This window comes from Patescibacteria group bacterium, from assembly GCA_018817085.1.
Taxonomy (GTDB): domain Bacteria; phylum Patescibacteriota; class WWE3; order CG2-30-40-12; family CG2-30-40-12; genus CG2-30-40-12.
The window spans coordinates 1-5,092 of sequence record JAHIUT010000027.1 but is presented as its reverse complement, the minus strand read 5'-3'; the positions used below and the strand labels follow the sequence as shown (position 1 = coordinate 5,092).

The 5,092-nt window shown below is 35.9% G+C and carries 8 protein-coding genes and 1 tRNA gene; 3 read left to right on the top strand and 6 right to left on the bottom strand.

All coding sequences use genetic code 11. The features are described from left to right. The coding region (locus KJ678_01605; GenBank protein ID MBU1016840.1) for a hypothetical protein at positions 1 to 463 on the bottom strand (463 nt) is incomplete at its 3' end. Between the two features lie 351 nt (positions 464 to 814). Between KJ678_01605 and KJ678_01600 the strand changes: the two genes are divergently transcribed. The 3 genes from KJ678_01600 (at position 815) to KJ678_01590 (ending at position 1,953) form a co-directional block, all read left to right on the top strand. Continuing rightward, the gene (locus tag KJ678_01600; GenBank protein MBU1016839.1) at positions 815 to 1,069 is read left to right on the top strand and encodes an RNA-binding protein; all 255 of its coding nucleotides are present in this window, start codon (positions 815 to 817) and stop codon (positions 1,067 to 1,069) included. An 82-nt stretch (positions 1,070 to 1,151) separates the two neighbouring features. Further along, a complete protein-coding gene (locus KJ678_01595) occupies positions 1,152 to 1,412 on the top strand; it encodes a hypothetical protein (protein ID MBU1016838.1) in 261 nt (86 codons plus the stop codon). Then, positions 1,405 to 1,953: a hypothetical protein gene (locus KJ678_01590; GenBank protein MBU1016837.1), complete on the top strand. Its 549-nt coding sequence runs from the start codon at positions 1,405 to 1,407 to the stop codon at positions 1,951 to 1,953. The genes KJ678_01595 and KJ678_01590 overlap by 8 nt, the downstream gene beginning before the upstream one ends. An 18-nt stretch (positions 1,954 to 1,971) precedes the next feature. On the opposite strand, the gene KJ678_01585 is transcribed toward KJ678_01590, so the two are convergent. The 5 genes from KJ678_01585 to KJ678_01565 form a co-directional block, all read right to left on the bottom strand. Continuing rightward, on the bottom strand, positions 1,972 to 2,241 hold the full coding sequence (locus KJ678_01585; protein MBU1016836.1) for a type II toxin-antitoxin system RelE/ParE family toxin: 270 nt from the start codon (positions 2,239 to 2,241) through the stop codon (positions 1,972 to 1,974). Beyond that, a complete protein-coding gene (locus KJ678_01580; GenBank protein ID MBU1016835.1) occupies positions 2,238 to 2,477 on the bottom strand; it encodes a type II toxin-antitoxin system Phd/YefM family antitoxin in 240 nt (79 codons plus the stop codon). Before KJ678_01580 ends, KJ678_01585 begins: the two co-directional genes overlap by 4 nt. Before the next feature lie 127 nt (positions 2,478 to 2,604). Continuing rightward, positions 2,605 to 3,036 carry a hypothetical protein gene (locus KJ678_01575; GenBank protein ID MBU1016834.1) on the bottom strand — a complete coding sequence of 144 codons (432 nt, stop codon included), beginning with the start codon at positions 3,034 to 3,036 and terminating at the stop codon, positions 2,605 to 2,607. 137 nt (positions 3,037 to 3,173) lie between these two features. Next, positions 3,174 to 3,246: transfer RNA gene (locus KJ678_01570), tRNA-Ile, on the bottom strand. Between the two features lie 310 nt (positions 3,247 to 3,556). After that, on the bottom strand, positions 3,557 to 5,092 hold a 1,536-nt coding region (locus tag KJ678_01565; protein MBU1016833.1), incomplete at its 5' end, for an N-6 DNA methylase.

Sequence of the window (5,092 nt, the reverse complement as noted above, 5' to 3'; positions counted from 1 at the left end):
TTACCCCAAGACTAACCTCCTCCGAGTTTTTGCTATACTTTTCCGCCATAGCGTCTTTAATTAAAAGCGCGTCGCTTTTTTCGGGCGCCGAAGGAACAATGGGCGTTTCATTCACAGGCAAAACATTATCAGGCGCAATGGGAACGAGGGCTTCGGCAGGAGGAGCTTCCACTATAGAAGGCTCCGAAACAACCAACTTCTGCTTCTGCCATAAAAACAAAACCGCGCCACCTACAAAAAGTATTAAAGCCAAAATAATCAATAAAATCGGAAACAACATACTCTTCTTTTTTGAAACTGGAGGAACGGGTGGAGGTACTGGCGGAGGAATCGGTGGCGTTTCCGCAGTATCAACGGGAGGAGCAGGCGGGGGGATAACAGGAGAAGACATTGTTTCCACCTTATGTTCTGTTAAAATTACTGGGGGCGCTGGTTGAGCAGGTTCGTTTTCAAATTGTTCCATAACTTTATTCTCCTATAAATTTAAAAGAAATGCAAGGGAAAGAAGTAACTACTCCCGGTTACTAACACTGTGTCATTGCGATCCCGAGCTTTAGCGAGGGAGAAGCAATCTCCCTTAAGATTGCTTCGTCTAGTTCCCTCGCTATGCTCGGGACAAGCCTCGCAATGACGAGAATTACCAACCATTTATTTGTATCAGTAATCGTAAACCCATACAAAAAAACAAAAATTTGCTAAATGTGTTATAATACTTAAGTTAGGATAGCTTATTTTTCGGTTCTCATATGGTTTCCTTTGGTCTCCAGATGGCTCCTAGAAAAAGCTTCCCAAAAAATTAGGAGGTGAATATGAATTGAATACTAAATTATATGTAGGAAACCTCCCATATAGCTTGAATGATTCTCAGCTAATGGAAGTTTTCTCCCAAGCCGGCAATGTTGTCAGCGCTGTAGTTATTACAGATAGGAATACTGGTAGATCCAAGGGTTTCGGTTTTGTTGAAATGGGCGACGAGGATTCATCTAAAAAAGCGATTGAAACTTTTAACGGAAGCGACATGGAAGGTAGAAAGTTAGTTGTTAACGAGGCAAGGCCTAAAGCAGAATAACTTTTCTATCACGGCTAAAAGAAGGACCCCCTCCTACGGCGGGGGTCTTTTCTTTTCAAGTTCTTTTATTTATAGTAGTATTATGGAAAGCATTAAGGATGTTCTTTCTAAAAGAGATTGGGACAAAGGTCGTTACATAAAACACGAATGGCAGGACTTTGGATACCGTTTGGCCGTTGAATTAAAGGATTTAGACCATCGGTCTTTGTATATGAAACTTGCCAAAAACGAAGATAGAAAAAAACTTCAGAAAGCATTGGACTTTTCTAAAGATTATAAAAAAGACCGCGCCAAACTTTTTATGTGGAAGTTAAAAAGATTGCGAGATAAAATAGATGATTAAACAAATTTTTAATAAATATAAATTCCCCTCGTTAATATCCCTTGTTTTGTCTGTTGTAATAATTGCTTTAAAACTTGAATCCAAACCTTTGAATATAGCTTTAATACTTTTGGGTAGCCTTCTGGGAGTTTTTGTACTAGATTTGGACTACATATTTTATACCTACCTTATTGACCCAAAACACTATTTTTCAGAGAAGGTGTCGGAACTTGTCCGCGGGAAAAACTTTGGGAGCGCGTTATTGTACATTAAACATCACAGAGACGAGTTGAGGAATTTGCCCCTTCACAGCGCTTTATTTCAAGTATGCTTAATAATTCTGTGCTTTTATACTTTAATTTCAACAAAGTCCCTTTTTGGAAAAACCCTAATACTCTCAACGCTTGTTCAGAGTTTTTTTGAGCAAGCGGAAGATTACGCAAAAAATAAAAATTTGGATAGTTGGTTTTGGATGCTAAAGATAAAACTTTCAAAAAATCTTTTAATTGTCTATTTCTCTTTGGCGGGAATTTTGTTTTTGTATTTGCTGAAACTTGTTTAACACAAACCTCCAAATCTATTACATAACCACAAGCCCACGAAGGAGAGTGTAAATATCCTTTCTATGTCCAATTAATACAATATAAATCTCAAGTGACAATTTTCTATAAACTATTCTAAAATCCCCAACTCTAACGCGATAGATATTCTTGTAACCTTTCAATTTCTCCGCCCGTGAAATTTGCGAACATTCCTTAAGATTTCTTATTTTATTGCTTACCGCTATTTGATCTATTTTGGAGATTTTCTTGAATTGCTTTTCCGCCCGCGGAGATATCGTTACCTTCATACACCCAATTCTTTAGCTAAAAGTTCAAAATCTTTGCCTTTTTTGAAATCCGTTTTTTCTACTACAGCAGTATCTAAACGGTTTTCAAGATACGAAACAAATTTCTCATAAAGCTCTTTTCCAATAAGATACGCCGAGATCTTATTTCTGTTTTCTATCGCGAGAGGATAATCCAAAGCTTGAAATATAGCTTTTGAAGGATTCTCTTTTAGTTTTGATATAGAAATGGCAGTCATACCCATAAATTTAACATATAACAGGTCGTTAGTCAAGACCAAAGAACAGGTCTGACATTACGCCATCACACACACCTATCCTAACATATTTAAAGTGTCCGTTATCTATCGCGTCCTAGACAAGTTATTACTCTCCTGTAACTCTAACATAGTATTCTTTGCTTCCGTATATTGTTAGGTCTGTTTCGTTTACTTTCTTGGCATAAACTTCTACCTTTTTACCAATATCTTCTTTGGTCGTGTCAATGCCTACAACTTCCCCCATTGGATCCGGCATCCTCCTGCGAGCATTCAATCCATAGACAACGGCTATCACCCATTTGTTGTCAACCTCAATATAACAAACCCCGCTCTCTATCCAGCATCCGTTAGTACTGTCCGTTATTACACCTTCAAACCTAATAATATCTTTATCCGCGTTCGGTATATTTGGAGAGACTTTCTGGTCAAAGGAAACCCCCTCTTTTGCTATTAGAAAATAGCCGAAAACTAGCGCAACACCCGTAAAAAATATAAGCAAAAGCGCTTTTTTCATATTTATAGTGTTAAAAATCCCCATACAAGAATTATACCAAATATCCCCACGAATCGTAACAATCCAACTCTCCGCCAGTGGGTCGACTAGGATTCGACTCCCCGAACATACGACTCGTAGAGCCGAGGGCCTAGTACATAACCCCATTGCCTTATCTTATGTGCGCCCGCTTGGACTCGAACCAAGAACCGTCAAGGTATAAGCTTGATGCTCTGCCAATTAAGCTACAGGCGCGATAGTTTACATTATACCAAAAACGAAAAATTATTGGAGTTTTAAATTAACATCAGGGATATACGAAGTTTTTCTGGAACGAAGTGGAAGAAAAATTTGGGTGAGGCCAGAGCCGGGGGCTGAACCGTATATCCCTTGTTATACGCCCCGACGACTGAAAGGAGGAGAGCGTAGCGAAGTGAGTTCAAAAAATGTTTTTCGTTCTCATTAATTATATGATAGGCTTTCCTCATTTCTTATAAATTTGATTTTTCCGTTTTGAAAAATGAAAGAGGGGTTAGAGGTGAATTTCATTTGTCAAAACTCATTATTATAAAGTTATAGAATAGGATAAAGATTTGATGTAATTCTCCATAAACTCCCAGTCAGGCTGGTTGTTTTTTGTAGGTAGTTTAATAGATAAGTTTTCTAATCTGGATTTAACAAGACCACAACCATAGCTAAATTTATTTTTGATTTCTAGATTTAATACCGTACTTAAAAATAGAGAAGTTAATAAATTTAATTTTTCATTTCCCATTATATTGATTTTATTTCCAGTTATAAAATTGTCCTTTTGATAAAACGCCTGAAAGCCCTCTGCCCCAATACAAATAGCATTGCCCTTATTTACATATTTATTATAAATTTCCTTATGCGGAATATAAAGTTCAGTAGCATTATTTTGAGTTGTTCTAGTTATATAAGGGAAATAATCTTTTAGAATTGTTGGAGAATATTCTAAAATTTCTGTTTTATGCAAGGGTTTACCAAGAAAAATTTTAAACAAATCTTTTAATTTAAATAATTTCCAGTGATTGATTGATAAATTTATTTTTTTATTCTCTTTCATAAAAGGTTCCATTACATCAAATCTGCCTTGAAAAACAGAAAAAGAAAGATATTTTAATACAATATCAATAAAATTTTCATCTTTTAAATCCGAATAATTTGTTTCCATATATGCCTCTGCTACCCACTCCATATCCGCAGAAACAGATTTATTAACACTAAAACCAGCTTCTTCTTTCTTATTCTTATCAATAAAATAAGTTAACCATTTCTGCTTGATTCCTCCGATTAAGTTTCTATTTTTATCAAATATTTCCCATTTCCCATAGGCATCAACTCTGCCCTTATTCTTTCTTTTTACATAACCATCATCTTTGTAATAGCCGAAGTATGTCTCCTTAGTTTTTGGGTGGGGTTTATGTGCTGTAAATATCATTACACAAGAAACAACATTTACATTTGAATCATGAAATAATTCATCGGGCATAGATAAAACCGCTTGTAAGGTGTGTTTTTCTAAAAGTTTCTTTTTTAATTCCAAAACATTTCCACTTGTTGCTAATGCTTTTTGCATAGGCACAATGGCAATACAGGTTCCACCATCAACTAAACAATCTAGATTATTTAAAATAAATTCCAACTCATCTGTGTCGGTTGGTTTTGATTGATATGGCGGATTCAAAAAGCCAACAGTAGGTTTTTTGGCTTTTACTTCTTCAATAACTTCTTCATCAAAACAACTACCATTTATGATATTTGTTTTTCCGTCTTGGTGGATATACATATTTGAAACCGCCAAAGCGAAAATATGCGATTGATATTCCGTTCCGATAAGCTGTTTTAATTTTATCTCTTTGATTTGTGTTTCATCCCCTTTTGCATCGGTAATCATTCTTTTCATTGCACTAATCAAAAAACCGCCTGTGCCAGTACAATTATCATAAGCGATTGAATTTTTATTTACTTGTGCCAAATCAGCAAAAAGTTCTGTAATGTGCGGAGGTGTCAAAACAATTCCTAAGCCTTTATCGCTGTTCGCATATCTCAAAAATTCAATATAAAGCTGACCTAAAAC